This window comes from Pseudozobellia sp. WGM2, assembly GCF_017810075.1.
Lineage (GTDB): Bacteria > Bacteroidota > Bacteroidia > Flavobacteriales > Flavobacteriaceae > JADNYK01.
The window spans coordinates 105,775-124,042 of the sequence record NZ_JADNYK010000001.1 but is presented as its reverse complement, the minus strand read 5'-3'; the positions used below and the strand labels follow the sequence as shown (position 1 = coordinate 124,042).

At 40.4% G+C, this 18,268-nt stretch carries 6 protein-coding genes; 3 read left to right on the top strand and 3 right to left on the bottom strand.

The genetic code is table 11. The features are described 5' to 3' along the window. Window positions 1-6 precede the first annotated feature (6 nt). The 3 genes from IV512_RS00515 to IV512_RS00505 all read left to right on the top strand — a co-directional run bounded on the left by IV512_RS00515 (window position 7) and on the right by IV512_RS00505 (window position 7,035). Window positions 7-1,680 carry a fasciclin domain-containing protein gene (locus tag IV512_RS00515; RefSeq protein ID WP_209399644.1) on the top strand — a complete coding sequence of 558 codons (1,674 nt, stop codon included), beginning with the start codon at window positions 7-9 and terminating at the stop codon, window positions 1,678-1,680. A gap of 475 nt (window positions 1,681-2,155) precedes the next feature. Then, window positions 2,156-5,425 carry a VCBS repeat-containing protein gene (locus tag IV512_RS00510; protein WP_245224636.1) on the top strand — a complete coding sequence of 1,090 codons (3,270 nt, stop codon included), beginning with the start codon at window positions 2,156-2,158 and terminating at the stop codon, window positions 5,423-5,425. Window positions 5,426-5,661: 236 nt separating this feature from the next. Further along, a complete protein-coding gene (locus IV512_RS00505; RefSeq protein WP_209399640.1) occupies window positions 5,662-7,035 on the top strand; it encodes a VCBS repeat-containing protein in 1,374 nt (457 codons plus the stop codon). A gap of 71 nt (window positions 7,036-7,106) precedes the next feature. Here IV512_RS00505 and IV512_RS00500 read toward each other — a convergent pair whose 3' ends face one another. The 3 genes from IV512_RS00500 to IV512_RS00490 form a co-directional block, all read right to left on the bottom strand. Next, window positions 7,107-8,588, bottom strand: coding sequence for a sulfatase (locus tag IV512_RS00500; RefSeq protein ID WP_209399638.1), 1,482 nt, complete (start codon window positions 8,586-8,588; stop codon window positions 7,107-7,109). 27 nt (window positions 8,589-8,615) lie between these two features. Beyond that, window positions 8,616-9,326, bottom strand: a complete 711-nt coding sequence (locus IV512_RS00495) for a prolyl oligopeptidase family serine peptidase (protein ID WP_245224635.1) — start codon at window positions 9,324-9,326, stop codon at window positions 8,616-8,618. A gap of 131 nt (window positions 9,327-9,457) precedes the next feature. Continuing rightward, complete coding sequence (locus IV512_RS00490) at window positions 9,458-18,247, bottom strand: T9SS type B sorting domain-containing protein (RefSeq protein WP_209399634.1); 8,790 nt, start codon at window positions 18,245-18,247, stop codon at window positions 9,458-9,460. Window positions 18,248-18,268: the final 21 nt, after the last annotated feature.

Genomic DNA, 18,268 nt, shown 5'->3' with positions numbered 1-18,268 from the left:
ATAGACATGACTAAAATAAGAATTATAAGCATGCTCTTTTCGCTGGTCGCCCTATTGGGGTTCAACTCCTGCGAAGATGATAACAGCGATTCTGTGGGCGGCGATGCAATTATTGGTCCAGGAACGGTGTATACTAGAATTAGTACGAGTGGAAGTACCACATCTCTAGAGGCCGCTCTTAACGCAGCATCCGGAGAGCTGGCAACGACTTTAGAAGGCACTGGTCCTTATACAGTTTTTGCACCCAACGATGGCGCCTTTACCGCTTTGGCAGAATCACTTGGTTATGAATCTACAGATGATGTTCCGGCAAGTGATGCATTATTGGCAGACATTGATCCCTCTTTACTTTCAGAAATTTTAAGCTATCACGTGGTTCAAGATAGTATAGTAACAGGTTCATTAACCGATGGATCTACGCTATCTACTGTTTCAGGTGATAATTTATCGGTTATTTTAACAGCCGATGGTCAAGTACAACTTCAAGACGCCACAAAATTGCCTGAAACAAACCCTGTATCTAACATTGTTCAGGCTAACACATATGCAGACAACGGTGTTGTGCATATTATAGATAGAGTGCTTATACCACAAGGTGTTATTGATGCCATTGATATTGACATAAGGCCTACTCTTTCTGAATGGGTTATGGGAACCGACGACTTATCGATTTTGGCTAGTGCTATTGATAAGGCCGGCTTAACGGATGCTATTATGGAAGTGGATACCGCAAGAATTTTAGCACCTAACAATCAGGCGTTCGAGGATTTATTGAACATGCTAGGAGATGATTATAATAGTATTGATGATTTTGATAATGAGACTGAAATTACACTTTTAGGTAATGTTTTAAAATATCATGTTCTTCTTCCTTCGGAAGGTTCAATAGATTTAATAGAAGGTTCGGCAACCACTCTTTTTGAAGATAACTTTATTGATGTAATGACCGAAGGTAGTGCATTCGTTTTCGGAGATGTTACTCCTACCACAGCAAGTATTGTTGATGAAAACATTGATGCTAAGAATGGTATGGTCAATATAGTTGATAAAGTACTTTTACCGCAGGCCGCTTTGGATTTCGTTGCTTTGTTGGAATCGGATGATTTGGCAACCGTGATTTCAACATCCCCAGAGCTAAGTATTCTATTAGAAGCCTTAAATGCTACGGAATTGACAGAGGCCTTTATTGATGCTACTAACACTTCTAATACCGAGGATACCGAGGATACTGAGGATACTGAGGATACTGAGGATACTAAGTATACGTATTTCATGCCAGCAACCGTATTTGCTCCCACAAACGCGGCATTTAATGAATTATTCAACACTTTAGGAGATGACTATACGGGTATTGCCAGTTTTGACACGGAAGATGAGATAGCCCTTCTTAAAGAAATACTTCTTGGCCATGTGTTAGAAATGAAGGCATCTACCGAAGATTTAGAAGAAGGCTCGTTAACTACTGCTTCGGGAGAAGATATAGAGATTATCGATGTTATTGGTTCAGATATGTTTGTGATAGGCGACGCAACAAATGATGTTAACGCCAATATTACGGTAGCTGATGAAATGGCAAGAAATGGCATAGTTCACACTGTGGATAAAGTATTGTTATCTAATGCCGCGGTAGATTTTATCAACGAACTGGAAGAAGAAGAAGAAGAAGAAGAAGGTGAGTAGAACGAAATTTTAATTTGTATTTTAAATTTAATAAAACACCTTGCATCTTATTTGCAGGGTGTTTTTATATAACTTGTTATGAATAGTAAAACCCTGATTTATATTTATTTTAAATATTTGGAAGTTATTCAGCCAAAAACCTAGTCCAAATGAATGAAGTGCATTTGTAATTAAATCAATGTCCTTACTTATCTTTCGCTGCAACCAAATCATAATTACTACAAATGTTCCCACACATTTGAGCTAATAATAGTTATACTTTTTTGTGACTAATCAAACGATATCAGACCATTATAAATTCAAAAGCACCCTTAATCATAAAATCAACTTTTGCGAAGTCGATTGTAGAAGATTCTTTAGTTTATTAATTTCAGATATTTAATATGCTCCTTCAACTTAAACTATGAAAAACTCCATTTTTGTTATACTGTTCCTTTTGTTCTTAACGACTTCCTGCCATCGGGAGAAACTGAAGATGTTTTCACTAATATCTTCTGAAAACTCCGGTATTGATTTCAATAATAAAATTGTAGAAACCGATAGCTTTAACATTATCACCAGTGAATATATTTTTAATGGGGGCGGTGTTGCTACAGGTGATTTTAATAACGATGATAGACCAGACTTGTTCTTTTCGGGCAATCAAGTAAGCAATAAATTATACCTTAATCAAGGTAATCTGAAATTTAAAGATATATCTAAAATTGCCGGTGTTGAAGCTGAAGATAGTTGGAGTACAGGTGTTTCTGTGGTAGATATAAATAATGATGGCTGGTTAGATATATACACTTGTGCCGCTATGTTACCCTCTGATGAAGAAAAGAAAAATAAACTTTTTGTGAATCAGGGGCTTGATGATTCTGGCAATCCGAAATTCATTGAAATGGCCGAGCAATACGGTATTGCAGGCAATCACAATAGTATGAACGCCACTTTTTTTGACTATAATAAAGATGGTTACTTAGACCTCTATGTACTCAACAATGTTGATATACATGTTTTACCTGCTAACTACAGAGAGAAAATAACCGATGGTTCTGCTCTTAGTAATGATAAACTTTATCGAAACAATGGAGATGGCACTTTTACCGATGTAACTATTGAAGCGGGTATAGTAATTGAAGGTTATGGTCTTGGCTTAGCAATTTCAGATATCAATTATGATGGTTGGCCCGATATTTATGTGAGTAATGATTATTTGACCAACGATATTCTCTATATGAACAATAAAAACGGTACGTTCAGCAACCGTATCGATGATTATATAAAACATCAGAGTAAATTCTCGATGGGCTCTGATATTGCCGATTTTGATAATGACGGCTACGTTGATATCGTTACGCTAGATATGCTTGGTGAAACCAATCAAAGGCTTAAAACAACCATTGCCAATAATAAATATACCAGTTACATCTTGAATGAAAAGTTTGGGTACCAGTACCAATACACAAGAAATATGCTTCAAAAAGGTAATGGTAGCAACATTCCTTTTAATGAGATAGGGCTAATGGCGGGAGTTGCAAAAACAGATTGGAGTTGGAGCCCCCTATTTGCTGACATGAACAATGATGGCCTTAATGACCTCTTGATTACGAATGGTTTTCCAAGAGATATCACTGATTTAGATTTTGGTGAATTCAAATTCAATACAAGTCGATATTTAAAACCGGCTCAAATATTAGATTCTATTCCTACTATCAAAATTCCGAATTACGCTTATAAGTACATTGGAGAGGGTAAGTTTGAAGACGTTAGTGACAAATGGGGTTTGAACATACCATCGTTTTCGAATGGTGCGGCTTTTGTTGACCTTGACGGGGACGGTGATTTAGATTACGTGACCAACAACATAAACGACAAAGCCTTTCTCTTTGAGAACAACCTCAACACAAAAGATGAAGAGCACAATTACGTTTCGGTAAAGCTCGAGGGGCCCGCTAACAATCCTCTAGGAATTGGTGCAAAGATCGTTCTAAAATCAGAAAACGGAACATTTCAAACAAAAGAACAATATTTAAGTCGTGGCTACATGTCTTCAGTCGATAATATTGTTCACTTCGGTTTGGGTAATTCAAAAGATTCTCAAACTTTAGAAGTGCTCTGGCCGAACGGAAACTTTCAAAAAATATCCCAAGTTCCCTTAAATGAACAAACTTTGGTAACCTATAACGATGCGGTTCAAACCGACAGGTCCGATTTATCTTTTCCACTTGTCAAAGAACAATTATCGACCCCTATTTTCAGAGAAATTTCAGAAGAAATCAATATCGATTATGTGCATGAAGAACAAGATGTCGTCGACTATAATGTTCAAAGAATACTACCTCACAAACTCACACAAAACGGACCATGTTTGGTTGCAGGCGACATTAACGGTGATGGCCTCGAAGATTTTATAATTGGTAGCTCACCAGGCTTCTCTCCCATTGTTTATCAACAAAATATTCAAGAAGGCTTTATTAAATCTGAATTATTTTCTGATGAAATTGATAAAGGTTATGAAGAAGAAGGCCTATGTTTATTTGACTTGGATAATGATGGCGACCTTGATCTATATTTAGTTTCAGGTAGTAATGAATTTATGCCAACGAACACCAAATATGATGATAGGTTATATATTAATGATGGAGATGGCAATTTCACTAAAGCAGTGAATAGAATGCCTAAAATCGTTTCCAGTGGCGCTGTTGTGAGGGCGCATGACTTTGATAGTGATGGCAGTGTCGACCTCTTCGTCGGTGGCCGTACACCTTTTGCTCAATATCCGCTCGCCGCTCGAAGTTATATTCTTAAAAACAATAATGGAATTCTAGAAGATGTTACCGACCAAATGGCACCTGAATTAGCAAATATTGGTATGGTGACCGATGCAATTTGGTCTGATATCGACAACGATGGGCACAAGGATCTAGTGCTGACAGGTGAGTTAATGCCCATTACATTCTTCAAAAACGAGCAAAATAGTTTACATAAATACACGGATACCGGACTTAATAATTTATTGGGTTGGTGGGAATCTGTAGAGGGAGGGGATTTCGACAACGATGGTGACCAAGATTTTATAGTTGGCAATATGGGGGGGAATAACTTCTATCAGCCAAGCCAAAATAGGCCGACCACCATCATAGCCAAAGATTTTGATAGTAACGGAACCATAGATCCAGTTATGTTCGCCCATTTCAAAAGTAGCTTTAATGATACATCATATCAATCGTTTCCTGTAAATTTTTGGGGTGACTTATATGGGCAAAGTCCTCTTTTTAGATCTAAATTCAACTCTTTCAAAGCATATGCGAAAGTCACTAAAGACAGCCTATTTACGGAAGAAGAGTTGTCAGGAGCTAAAATCTGGACAGGCAATTATGATAGAAGCATATACTTGGAGAACCTTGGAAATGGGCAATTTGCATTTAAAGAACTCCCTTGGCAAGTTCAAATGGCGCCGATTAATAGAACTTTAGCAACAGACTTCGACAATGACGGAAATTTAGATGTACTAATGATCGGTAATGATTACGGCAATGAAATCTTTATTGGTAGGTACGATGCTCTAAATGGATTATTGTTGAAAGGGAATGGAAAGGGTGATTTTCAAGTTGTCAAGCCACAAAGAAGCGGATTTTCAGTTCCCGGTGATGCAAAAGACATGATAGAACTTAAAGGCAGTAACAACACCCCTTCCTTATTTATCGTTTCACAAAATAGGGATGCTTTAAAGGTTTTTAAAAATGACAAAAGCAGATAATGCAGTTAATGTGTTTTAATAGTACTAAATGTTTAATCTGTTATATCTATAGGTGCTTTCTTTCAAAATTAAGTTATACGAATAGAACCTTTACCCAAGTACTTTCCGGATATAAACCATTAACTACTCTTATAATCCTAGCCAGTATGCTGTCCTGCTCTTCAAAGGATGAAAGAGGGGCTAAACTGTATAAAGTTCATTGTGCAAGTTGTCATATGGTGCCTGACATACAAGATTTGCCCAAAAATATATGGAAGCAAAGTATTCTTCCTGAGATGGGTGCAAGACTGGGGGTGCAAGATTCACTGTTCGATCCCTTAAAAGGTCATCCTTATTCCGAGCAATTCGCAATTATTAAAAGTGGCGTTTATCCAATAAAACCATCTATTTCAAAGCAAAACTGGAAAGTGCTAAATGATTATATTTTAAAATTGGCTCCTGATAGCTTGCCTCTCTTTCCTATACCTAGAGTTGACAAACTTGAAAATTTTAATCCCATATCGGTAAACGTCGACAGCATAAATGGAGCGTTCTTTTCATTTTTAAGATTCAGCAAGCACAATAACAAAATATTTTGCGGTGATATAAATGGTAACCTAGTAAGCTACGACCACTCGGCTAAAGAAATAAAATCTCTTCTTCAAACTAAACAAGCCATAACCGACTATACTGAGTCAAATGAAGGAAAAATAGTTACACATGTCGGATATATGAACCCTTCAGAAATTGCAAGAGGTAATATTCAAATTGTGAATGACTCAATCAAAGAATTGTCTTTCTCTTTACATCGACCCGTAGCAAATCTGGTTAAAGATTTGAATTCTGACACTATTCCTGAAATGGTCATCTGTGAATTCGGAAATTTAACAGGCTCCTTATCTCTACTGAGCAAAAGAGGCACAGGTGGTTATGAGAAAACAACACTTCTAAACCAACCCGGTGCAACTCGAGTAATTGCTAGAGATATGAACGGCAATGGTAAAGACGACTTAATAGTTCTAATGGCTCAGGGCGACGAAAGAATTTTAATTTTTGAGCAAAACCCAAATTTCACTTTCAATTTAAGACCAGTACTACAGTTTAGCCCACTATACGGTACCAGTTGGTTTGATTTAGTTGATTATGACGGTGATGGTGACCAAGACATAATTACTGTGCATGGAGATAATGCAGATAAAACCTATATTCAAAAACCCTATCACGGAATGAGGATTCATATCAATGAGGGTAACTATAAATTCTCGGAGAAATTTTTCTATCCTCTCAATGGTGCAACTCGATTTGTTGCCAGAGATTTTGATCAAGACAACGATATAGATTTTGCTATAATCTCCACGTTTCCTGATTATGAAAGAAAACCTGAATTTTCATTTGTCTACCTAGAAAATAAAAACTCTGAAGACTTTATATTCAACTCTAAAATTTCAGATATATCAAATTTGGGGAGATGGCTTCTTATTGATTCTGGCGATTTCGACAGTGACGGAGATGAAGATATTGCCCTCGGTAGCTTCACTTACTCTTTTACTCCAGTACCTACTAACATGCTCGAAAATTGGGAGCAATCAAATACAGATCTATTAATTTTAGAAAATACCCTTAAGCCTTAAATCATATGTAAGAATCTAATATTATATCGGTTACGTTTATAAAAATCCCACGAAAATTCTTGAGATTTTTGTTAATACTCGTTTTCATGTTTAAAATCTCCGTAGCGATATTTGATAGTTCGTTTTAACGGAATCTGCATGCCCTTGGTTTCACCAAGCCAATCGTAAATCGCCGTTGTCATTGATTTTACAACATCTTGTTTATCGGGGTCCGCTATCAGATTATACATTTCGTAGGGGTCATTTTCGAGGTCGTAGAGTTCATTTCTATCCCAAATACCATGAAATTTCATGAATTTGTATTTATCTGTTCGCATACCAAATACGGTAGGCGTCATAGGAAAATCATACTCCCAGAAATACTCATAGAACACTTCTTTTCGGGTGGGTGCATTTTGATCGCCATTTAAAATGGGAATGAATGATACCCCAGGCATATTTTCTGGTTGTTCGACACCCGCTTCGTCCAGAACTGTAGGGCCAATATCAATATTCTGAACCATAGCCTCTGGCTTAACCCCTCCTTCAAATATTTCAGGACAACGTACCAGCAAGGGTACCTTCACCGATTCTTCATAGAAATGACGCTTATCTATCAACCCATGTTCTCCCCAGCTAAATCCGTTATCGCCCATGTAGATTACCAAAGTAGATTCATCTAAATTTTCTTTTTTTAAATATTCCATGACCGAGCCCACACTCTCATCGACCCCTAATAATGTCTCACAATAATCGACGACCATTTTGTGTATATCTCGATTGTCGTGATACATATAATCTACCCCATGCCAACTCACTCTTTGGTCGGCGACCCATTCTGGCCATTTTAAGTCTCTGTATGCTCCGGTTTTTGTTTGGTCATAGGTTGTCGGTAATTCTATTTCCTTCCCTTTATACCTCCCTTTATGTCTTCTAGCGGGTTTGAACGCAGCATGAACGGCTTTGTGCGATAAATAAAGAAAGAATGGCTTCTCTTTATCCCGATTATCCAACCAATCTATGGCATGTTCCGTGAGCAAATCGGTTATATAGGTAGAGTCTTTGTAGGCTACCCGTTCTCCGTTAATATTTAGTGTGGGATTGTAGTATACCCCCTGCCCCGGAAAACTTTCCCAATGGGTGAAACCCGGTTGGGGCTCATCGCCATGGTCGCCCATATGCCATTTACCAAAGAAACCCGTTTGGTAACCCGCTTTCTCAAGATGCTGAGGAAAATAGGTCAAGTTACCTGGGTCCGGGGCTTGATTATCAACAATGGTGTGCGAATGTGAAAACTGTCCCGTTAAAATGGAGGCTCGACTCGGTGAGCATAACGATGTAGTAACAAAAGTGTTGGAAAAATATGCGCCTTCCGAAGCCAATTTATCCATATTTGGGGTTTCCAGCCAAGGTACCTTGCCCGTAAAGCCCATATAGTCATACCTATGGTCATCGGTTAAAATAAAAATGACATTTCGAGGTTTCTTTTTTTTCTTTTTTATGGGTTCGGTACTTGCCATAAGTGAAAGAGTACCTATTAATAAAAATAATAGGAATAAGTTAGGTGTTCTCATAGTCTTTCGGTTGATTGAGTTTCTATTTTAGTTAGCCAAATCTTCTTTACGCGATTGTTGCATAAACCATTCGTATAATTCTTCAGTGTCATAAGCTTTTACCCAAGCATCATGGGCTACATTAGGGTATTTGGTATATCGAACATTATAACCCATACTTTTTAGCTTACTAACCATTTCGTTGGATTCAGAGATAGGAATGGACTCATCTTTCTCACCATGAAAAACCCAAATGGCCATTTTTTTATCTAACCATGAAGCATAGGGCACTGGTGTCATGCCACAAACCACGGCCAGAGCAGCGAATTTTTCAGGATACTGAACCGCCATTTCCCAGGCCGCTCCTCCACCCCTGCTCAAACCTGTTAAATACAACCTATCTTTATCTACACGGTTATTTTCTACAATGGTATCTAGAAGTTGAACAAGAGCCCTCGTATTCCACCATTTCTTTTTGTGAGGATTTTGTGGAGCTAAAATGAGAAAAGGAAATTTCTTTCCCCGGGCTATTAACTTCGGGGGGCCATTTCTTTTTACGGTCACAAGACTATCGCCCGATTCTCCACCGCCATGTAAGAATAATAATAGAGGATATTTTTTATCACCTTCGGCATCATAGTCTTCGGGATAGTATAGGTAATAGTTAAAGTTTTCTCTGGTAACGGTTTCCTGTTCTGCATCGACCAAACGAGGTTTCGATTGTGATGCGCAGCTTTGAAAGGCTGCGATTAAAACCATAAGTAGGTATTTGGGCATATTCGTAGTGAATCTCATTATGGAAAAATACGAATAAAAGAAAGTAGACCAAAAAGAAACGGATGCTCAAATGAGCATCCGATTTATATTATTAAAAAGAAAGTTTACATTTTTTAGCGATATAGGGTAAAATGCCCTACATAACGTATGTCTCTATCATCATTTTGATTTACAACGTACCAATAATCACCTGTTGGAAGTTCTTTACCCTCATACGTTCCATCCCATTTGCTCACCTGATCCAGCTCTGCCACTACCCTACCATAACGGTCGTAAATAATGACTTCAATATTGGGGAAGAAATCTCTATTGCCAGGAGCCCAATAGTCATTCTCATTATCACCGTTAGGAGAGAAGAAATTTGGTATTTCAAGCATTCCGGTAAATTCGAAAGGTATAGCTGCTACAGCTTCACAACCGTTTTGGTCTACTACACGAATCTCCACCGTTCCACTATCTGTAGTAGTGTAAATACCTTCGCTGCCAAAAGACGTGCCGTCAAAGAAAAATTCATAACCTCCATAACCTCCTTCTGCGGTGGCCGTTATTTCATTCGGTCCGGTCTTTTCGGCAATCAAGGTCAATGGATCATAACCATCGATACTAAACTCGACCATATTGGTACAACCATTTTCATGATAGATATACACATCATAATCACCAGCTGGCAAATCGCCCCAAGTATTTTCTGTTGTCGCCATTGATGTAATTGCGTCGGTTGGGTCAATAGGGTTTAAGGCGAACATTAATTGTGGCATCAAACTTGAATCTTGCATTTCGACCCGAGCTGTACTGTTCGGGAAAATACCTTCACAACCATATTGTACAATGGGCTCTGCCGTTAAGTCTACTCCAATTTCTATCGGTATCAGAACGTCGGTATCACAAAGATTCGCATCTTGTATGAAAACAAAGTAGGTTTCACCTCCCACTAGGTTATCAAAATATAAATTATCGTTTCTGACAAAAACTTCCGTACCATCTGAATTAGGGCCTACCAGCCTTGTTTCATAGTACGTTGCTGACGTTACCGTGTCTATAAAGGGAGTTCCTCCGGTTATAGTTAGCTGTGCAGTACCGTCGGCAAAACCGATACAGGTTTCAGGGGATGTCACCACTTCGGTCACTTCCAACTCTAACGGTTCAGTAACTACGATTTCAAAAGTTTGCGGACAACCTTCTGCATCTTGGGCCAATACCGTGTATGTCGGATTACTTGGAGTATTTGCAGCTAAGCCTGTAAAGGTATAGGTCAGTGGATCGTCAGGGTCTGAGAAAAATTCGCTTAAATTTGGTTCAATGGCAAATTTCACCAAACCAGAAGCACCGCCGGTAACTTCCATGGTAATGGTTCCATCAGACTCCCCAAAACAAGATACAGGTGTACTACTATCATCAATGGTAACCGGTGCAGGTTCAGCAATCGTAAACGGACCTTGTACTACCCCACAATTTGCACGGCTGATAACGGATATCCAATAGTTCCCAGACTCCAAATTCTCGAAAGTACCGAAATCTTGCATAGGTAGATTATTGTAGGTCGGTAGCGTTTCTGCAACAAATGCATCTGTGCCGGGATCAGCATTGTAAATTCTAAATTCATAAATACCTGTTCCGCCATTGGCAACAGCTTCTATTCTACCATCGACTTCATATGCACAAGAAACGTCATAAGTTGGTGAAGCAGGATCCAAACTCAATGGCTCGGCGTCTGTTATCGTAATTCCGTTTGTATTACGAGCCAAACATGAACTTAAGCCACCAACTTTTCGCACCTCGAATCGGTATGAATCTCCAATAACACCTGGAATATTTGTTTTTACAGGCAAACCATTTGCATCGACTTCATCAACAGGAAACCAAGGTCCGCCAGAATTATAAACACTATACTCATAAGTTCCACCCTGTGGGTTATTCACCCGAATCATCATTGTAGCTGCATTGCCACACGCCGGTACAGATGTCTGAATCAATGCAGGATTGATCGGCGGTGGTGGAATCACTTGAATAGGCGCCGAAACTACCCCACAATTTAATGTAGATACAACCTCAACAGCATACCAACCACCTGGTATAACCCCTGTTGTACCCGTAAACTCAGGACTACTCTGAAAACCGGTCATAGATGCTATATCTGTATTATCATTGCCATTTAAGTGCAATAATCGGTATTGATAACCACCGCCCGGCACGCCGCCAACGGCCCCCGGTGTAGAGGTTCCCGGTTCAACGGCAACAATAACCGCATCGTTACCTTGAGGACATTCAAGTTCCCTAGTTATACTAGCTTCCGCTTCTATTTGAGGTACAGGTAACAGTTCTATATCTTCAAAATGTATACAGCCTTCGATATCTCTTACATATACCCGGTAATTACCACTTGAAAGGCCCTCGAAGCGATCATTATCACCATTCGCCGCAAAAGTTGCATATGAAGCATTACTATGTGCTGCGAAACCACTGCCTACTGGGTTTTCGTATTCTAATCTATATTCATACGGTGAGTTATCCCAGCCACCAACAGTATTGGCTACAATCTCTCCTAAATCATTGCTACAACCCACCCTTCCTACTTCATCAAGTGAAGTTATACGCAACTGTTCACCAGGTCGTTCAATAGTACTTACATTACTGAACACCTCACAAGACGTCACAGTCTTACCATTTTCACGAATAACAACACGCAGGTTACCACTTGCAATACCTGTTATCATAGTGGGGTTACCATCAAGGGAGACATCCAAAGTACCTGTTGAATTTCCGCCAACTGGGGTACCAAAAGAACCACCGGAGAAACCGGGATCCGATGCATTATAGACCCAATAATCATAAACGCCGGAAAAGTTGGTCATACTTGGTAAATTGGTTATTTCGATGTTTAAAATTCCATCGGTTGCACCAAAACAACCAATCGGTTGATTTTGGCTAATTGAGACCGTGGGCAGTACCGGTGTATCAACCACGTATGCGGTTATAGGGTAGGTACAACCATTTTGATCGTTTACCTGTAGATTGTATTCGCCAGCTACCATGGGTAGATCGAACTCCACGAAGCTTCCACTTGGTTGTGACACATCTGCCACTGGCGCTACCGAGAACCCCTGGTCTTCAATAATGAAGTTGGTAGTGCCCGATACATCGATACGAATTCGCTCAGGATTTTCGCAATCCATTGGAGATAGTTGAGTAATCGTTGCCGTGACCGTATTAGGGGGAAGAACAGTTACAGAATCATTGAATTCACAACCATTAGCGTCGATAGCATAAACAGTAATCGTTTGATCAAAACCTGTATCTACTATTTCGAACGTTGGACTTGTTTGGTAACTATCGGCCAAATCAATTTTGTAACCGTAAGGTCCTCCGTTTCCGATATTCGCCCCAACAATATTTGCAGTTACATTTGTAGTGCTATATTGATTAGCTGCAGGGTTACAAACCAAAGTACCTGACGTAACATCGATCTCAAATGGTGGTGGCTCATTTATAATTACTTCCTCCCTATCAAAACAACTTCTATCGGTCACTACCTCTATCACATAAGTACCCGGAGTTAAGTTTGAAAATGCCCCAGAAAGATTGTCATCAATTCTACTAGAATTATCTAGACCACTAGGCATTGCTGCCAATGTACTGGAATACAAATTATATTCTCTTATTCCGTCAATATCCGTACCTCCTTGCACAGAGACAGCAATACTTCCATCTCCCAACCCGTTACAACTCACATCAGTAGCGCCGGTATCATCAATAACTGGAGATGTAGGTGCTGTTCGAAGGATATTATCAACGGTAACCGAACAATTAGTACCTGAGCCATCAACAACCTGATTGTCCGTAACTTCAACCTGATAGTCACCAGGGGGAATATCTGGAAAAATCCCGTCATTATTAGAATCAGTGATATCAAGGGCTGGACCAGAAATTGGTAGACCCGTCAATCGATACGTAAAATCACCACTACCACCATCGGCAGTAATTGTTACAATACCATCATCATTCTCACAATTCGGTTCTGTACTAAAGCCTCCAGATGCCGAAAGCACTTGAAATACCTCAGCAATGCCTACTACACTACATCCATTTGCATCAATAATTTCGAAAGGGTAGTTACCAACATTATTGACCGTAAAGGTCACAGTGGTAGGTGTACCTGCAGATCCTGAGTTAGCCACGGTTTGACTTACACCGTTTAAGGTAAATGTAGGCGTATCAAAATCTCCGGGCAAACTAAGTTCTATATTAAATCCAGTGGCAGCTGTAGTAACCACATCACATGCGTTGTTCACCACAGGTGGAGTCAATGGTAAATCAGGATTTAACTGAATAACCGCCGCTGAAACGCGATAAGAGCAATTGTTCGCATCCCTTACCCAAATATCGTAATCGGTACCGGGTGCCGTTGACCCGGGAAGTGCCACTGTTGAGGCATCGGTGAAATCATCAGATGGGTCTGCAGGTGTTAGGGTACCGTCAGCATCAACTGGAGTACCAGCGGGAACGTAAGCATATAAGTATGGACTACCGGTCGCAAATGGTGTTCCACCACTACCCCTTACCGTTAATTGACCTAAAGCATTACAATTGGCATTTTGATTATCAATAATATCAACACGTGGGGTCAACAATATCGCTTCATCTTCCGCGCCATCTGAACAGTTAGTTGTAGTATCTTCTACCGAAATACCATAATGACCCGAAGGAACAGGAATTATATCATTGGTTATCAAAGAACCGGTCAAGTTCTGTACAATATCGCCTGTATCTAAATTGGTTATTACAACATTGTACGGTCCGGTGCCTGAAGTTATGGTATATTCCAAACCTACATCCCCGTTGTAACAATTGGCGTTATCTATTGTAAGACTAACGTTCAATCCCCCGTTGCCCGGTACTGTAATTACTTCTTCGTAAATACAACCCGTAGCCGTATCCCTAACTTCTACAGTATAAGAAACACCCCACAATAAATTACTGAAACAATGTCTCGTAGCTGTATTATTTGGAGCAGTCCACCCTACTAGTGGGTCTGGGTCTGCCAATCTGATTTCGTATGGACCCGTACCGTTCAAAATATCCACACAAACCGTAGTTCCCCCTGGACTACAGAAACCGGTAGGAGTTGGGTAGTCAGGAGCAATGTCCAGACCTGCCGTATCAATAGTCAAAGATTCTTGATCATTACAGCCTCTAGAATCGAGCACGATAACCTGATAATTTCCAGGAATAAGGCTGGGGTCTGTAATTGTTAGTGAAAAATCAGTATCGGCTATATCGTTTTGAGTATAAATAGCATTACCAAAATTATCCTCAATGATAACCGTATAGTTTTCTACTCCTGCTGTAGGAAGGTCAATTATTACTCCTCCTGATAAATCCCCTGTAGAACACGTGGCATCAATAGGTGTCACTGTTGCATCTGGAGCAGGATCAGGGTCGGGCACTACATTGACTGTAGTTACAGCAGTTATACAATTTCTAGAATCTTTAACCAAATATTCATAGGTGCCTACTGCTAGACCCGAGTAAATGGTCTGATCAGAAAAACTGTATGTCGATGATGGATCAGGATTGTTCGGATCAGGCACTAATGTACCTGCAGGTGCAAAAACGACTTCGAAAGGAGGTACCCCTGATGATACCGTTGGGATCACCTCAACGAAACCACTGTTGGCATCACCACAACTGGGGCCGACAATACGATCAGTAGAGGCAATATTGGTAGGCTGAGCAAAAGTTAACGCTTCAGAGGTATTAGAACAGGTATTGTTATCACTTATTTCAACAGTATAATCACCATGCTGACCGAATGGCACCGTATACGTAAACGGGTTTGAAGGAATTGGGTTTCCAGTGTGACCTGCTACCGCAGCACCGTCTAAAAATATTGTATATGAAGTAGATGCAAGGTTAGAAATATCACCTCCTGTAATGGTAATTTCCATTTCACCATCTCCCCCACAAGGTATTTCACTCACCATAGCCAAATTTGCCTGTATCTGTGGTGGAATCCTTACTGTCGAGGTTGAAGCTATACAATTGTTTCCATCAACGACTTCAATAGTATAATTACCCGGTACTAAATTATTAAAGGTATAAGTTCCCGGGGTTCCTGACACGTTCAATGGTCCTCCGTTAATTCTATACCTATGACTGGTTAATGGAGCCGAACCGGCTGTAGATGTCACCGTAATTTCCGAGCTATTGGTTGACGAATAACAAAAATCTGCACTGTCAAGTGCTATGCTCGGTGCCGAAACACTAGTAAGCGTAAATGTTGTTGAAGCCGTACAACCCTCTGTATCTATTACAGTTAAGGTATATGTACCCTCTTCCGTCAAATTACCAAACGTACGTCCCGTTTTTGGGCCCTGCGTTCTACCGTCCGTAGCCGGCCATTCTAATTCATACCTATAGCCGCCGAAGCCACCGGTCGCATCGGCCCTTACTCTACCAATATTGTTGTTCTGGCAACTCATATCGGTTACAGTTGGAGTGATACTCAATGGGGTAGCTGCTTCCTCCACATCGAAAGAAGCGGTAGAAGTACAATTGGTATCATTATCGGTTACCGTGATTTCATAAGTACCAGCTCCCAAGCCCGAAATAGGAATATTTAAACTAGTGCTGTTGGTACCACTTGTAACCACAGCTGCTGAAGGTGCAGTTCTATTCACTACATAATCATAATCGGTCGCGTAACCATCAACTAAGAAACCTCCGTTGCCATCAGTGGCTCCGGGACATACCCGCAAGTCACCTCCAGCTTGAATGCGGGCTCTGATAGTACTAAAACCACCGGTCGTAAAACTGGACGTATAGGTACACCCATCAGTATCGGTTATTTCGAACTGATAAGAAGTATCTAAACTAAGCCCGTTAAACACATTGCTTGCTTGGGCAGGTGGTAAGGTCGTAGTTGGATTGGATGAAATAATTTCATACTGAGCTACGGGGAAACCTGATGGCTGTACGTCAACGGTTACCCGGCTCGTTCCTGATGCGCAATCTAAATTATCTTGGGCAAAATCAATCGAAGTCGGGGGTACCGGTTCAGAAACCGTGATGGGGCCCAGTGCCTGATAGCAACCTGCATCATCCCGTACATAAGGTATATATGTACCGGGAGCTAAACCTGTGAAAGTGGTGCCAGATTGATAATTCGTATTATCTACGCTATATTCATAACCTGACCCAGAACCTCCACTTGCAGATGTAAAATCAATTGTAGCACCTCCGTTGGCACAGGTATAATCTTGCGTCAAACCAGCAGAACTGCTCAAGCCGCCGGCAGAAGTAACGGTTACAGATGGGAGTGACAAGACACAGCTAAATGCACCCTGTGAGTAACGTACTTCAACAATACTATAAGTACCATCGGCCACAGGAATAGTAGAAGATGTAGTAAACGGGTCCCCGGCATTATTGGTGGCTCTATATTCTAAATTGAAACCTCTTGGGTCATTTATGGTAAAATCAACCTTTCCGCCCCCATTTGTACAGGTTCCGACTATATCCGATGCCGTAATATCCGGCGGGTCTAGTTCAGCAACATATTCCGATTTTTCGGCGGTACAACCTTGGTCATCCGTAATGAAAAAGGTGTAAGTACCTGGGCTGGTTACCGTATAAGAGCTGGTTCCGGTGAACGTTCCTCCTGAATTGCCACCATCACTTACCGTATAACTATAAGTACCAGAACCCCCGGAAGGAGTTACGTCAATATCAACACTTGTGATGTCAGAACAACCAAAGCTCATACCATTAGTATCGGTAACCACTGAAATAGGACTTAAACCTACCCCCACAGTGATCGGGTCACCATTGGTATCGGTGTATTGAATAGGAGCAGGAATTCCGTTTGGTATATCTTCCTTACAATCATTGGTTTCAACCTTAACGGCATAAGTGCCTTCACTTACTGCACCAAAAGTGTAGGTATTGCTCGAAATGGTCGAAGTAAATTCTATTTCTGCTCCGTTCTCGTCCAATAAAGTATAGACATATGGACCGGGCACTTCAGGATTAACAGTAACATCGATACTTCCGGTTTCTCCGCTACAAACCGGATTGGTAAAAGTTACATCAATCTCAATATCTACTTGCTCAATTTCAATTACTTCATATAAGTATTCACAAACTTGGCCAGAAATATTCAATCGGGCCTGAACCTGGTATGAACCTGGATCAAGATTATCGAAAATAGAAGAGGATTGGTAAGGCCCAAAAGCATTTGCCCCTTCACGAATTCTAAACTGATAACTATTAGGTAGACCGGTAACTTCAATACGTCCTGGATTGTTACAAACAAAATCTTTTTTAGTATACGTCTGGGTTATCGTACTCTTGACTACTTCAATATAATAATATTGCCCCCCATTCACCTGAACCCTAAATTCCGCACCGTTAGCAGCTGAAATGCTGCTTGCATCAAGGTTAAAGGTAGGAGTATCTGCAACCTCGGTATAAGTTGATGTGTAATCAGGACATTCTAAATTTGTGTTGGGAGTGGCACCCGTTAACTGCTGCCAAGAGACACCACTGGTTGGTGAACCTGATAAAGAGATAGTTCGATCGTCAGAATCACCACAAAGAATGAATCGAGCAATCGTGGCGCCATCATTTGTACAGTTGACCGTCTCGTCGGCTCCTTGAACAATAGTCATGAACATAGGGGCAATAGCCACTTTATTCTTCTGGCTATTTTTGAATGTATTCTTCAGAAAAACCGAGTTGCTCTTTGCAGTTTCCACTTTCTCTATTGAGACAGCGTCTTTTACCGCTTCGGCAACCTCACTTATAAAAGTGTGTACTTTAGCATTAGCTATTGATGTTGCGCATACTACTGAGAAACATAAGAACAGTAGGGCAACAAGAACATGCCGCATTTTTTTTGGGAACATAGGTTAAGTCTTAGTTGATAA

What these genes read in the sequence shown, in the direction of transcription:
- IV512_RS00500 (WP_209399638.1), bottom strand. Translation starts at nt 8,588, where the DNA reads ATGAGAACACCTAACTTATTCCTATTATTTTTATTAATAGGTACTCTT.
- IV512_RS00490 (WP_209399634.1), bottom strand. Translation starts at nt 18,247, where the DNA reads ATGTTCCCAAAAAAAATGCGGCATGTTCTTGTTGCCCTACTGTTCTTA.
- IV512_RS00495 (WP_245224635.1), bottom strand. Translation starts at nt 9,326, where the DNA reads ATGGTTTTAATCGCAGCCTTTCAAAGCTGCGCATCACAATCGAAACCT.
- IV512_RS00515 (WP_209399644.1), top strand. Translation starts at nt 7, where the DNA reads ATGACTAAAATAAGAATTATAAGCATGCTCTTTTCGCTGGTCGCCCTA.
- IV512_RS00510 (WP_245224636.1), top strand. Translation starts at nt 2,156, where the DNA reads ATGTTTTCACTAATATCTTCTGAAAACTCCGGTATTGATTTCAATAAT.